The organism is Vibrio sp. 1078-1 (assembly GCF_033340475.1).
The window spans coordinates 1-1,164 of sequence record NZ_JAWOWM010000069.1; the positions used below are offsets into that span (position 1 = coordinate 1).

The window sequence follows — 1,164 nt, forward strand, 5'->3', positions numbered from 1 at the left end:
CTGAGCAAAAATTTCTTTCATTTCGTCAGCAAAAGCCGCCTGTAGCGTGTTCATCTTTTCATTCGGTACGTCGATCGCTAACCATGCAATATTCTGCTCATCAACGTTAAGACTAAATGCTTTTTGCTCGCTCATTACTCAACCTCCAGAATCATTGCTGCGCCAAGACCACCCGCAGCACAAGCGGTATTCAATGCAATACCACCACCACGACGTTTCAGTTCACGTAGAGTTTGCGTCATCATACGCGCACCCGTCGCCGCGAATGGATGACCGTAAGCAATTGAGCCACCGAGCACGTTGAATTTATCCATGTCGATTTCACCGATCGCTTTCGAACGACCTAGGTTTTCTTGAGCAAACTTATCTGAGGCAAACATTTTCACGTTTGCCAATGCTTGAGCAGCAAACGCTTCATGCATATCGATCAGCGTCAGATCCGACAGTTCCAAGCCTGTGTTTTCGAGCACTTTCGCAGTCGCGTAGGTCGGTCCCATCAGCATGTCTTTTTCCACACCAATCGCTGAGAATGCGTAGCCACGGATGTAGCCAAGAATTTCCATGCCCAACTCTTTCGCTTTACCTTCGCGCATCAGCATCACTGCCGCGCCGCCATCAGTCAGCGGCGTACTGTTTGCTGCGGTAACACTGCCGTACTGGCGGTCAAATGCAGGACGTAACTTTGCATAGCCCTCTAACGTCGAGTCGTGACGAACGTTGTTGTCTTCAGAAATCCACTTTTTGTAAGGTTCAGGAAAAGCGGTCATCACCTCACCTTGAATTTTGCCTTCTTTCCAAGCTTGGGATGCCAATGTATGAGAGCGATGAGCTAGCGCATCTTGTTCTGCGCGTGAGATACCGTGCGTCTTCGCCATTTGCTCTGCCGTTTGTCCCATCGACAAACCCGTCGAGTATTCCGCGACGGCTGGCGGAACAGGCATGAGATCTTTAAAACTCAGACTCTTGAGAATATTGAGCTTCCGACCCAGTGTTTTGGTTTTGCTTAGAGCCAACAGGTTAGCAGCAAGTTTTTTGGACACTCCGATAGGAAGTACAGAAGATGAATCCGCACCACCAGCGATACCAATTTCAATGGTGCCCGCCATGATGCTCTCTGCTACGTTTACCGCCGCTTGGAAGCTCGTCGCACACGCACGCGTCACG

1 protein-coding gene is annotated in these 1,164 nt (G+C 49.8%); it reads right to left on the reverse strand.

The window, feature by feature from the left end:
- Nucleotides 1–134: 134 nt before the first annotated feature.
- On the reverse strand, nucleotides 135–1,164 hold a 1,030-nt coding region (gene fadI, locus R7190_RS25650; protein ID WP_318137650.1), incomplete at its 5' end, for an acetyl-CoA C-acyltransferase FadI.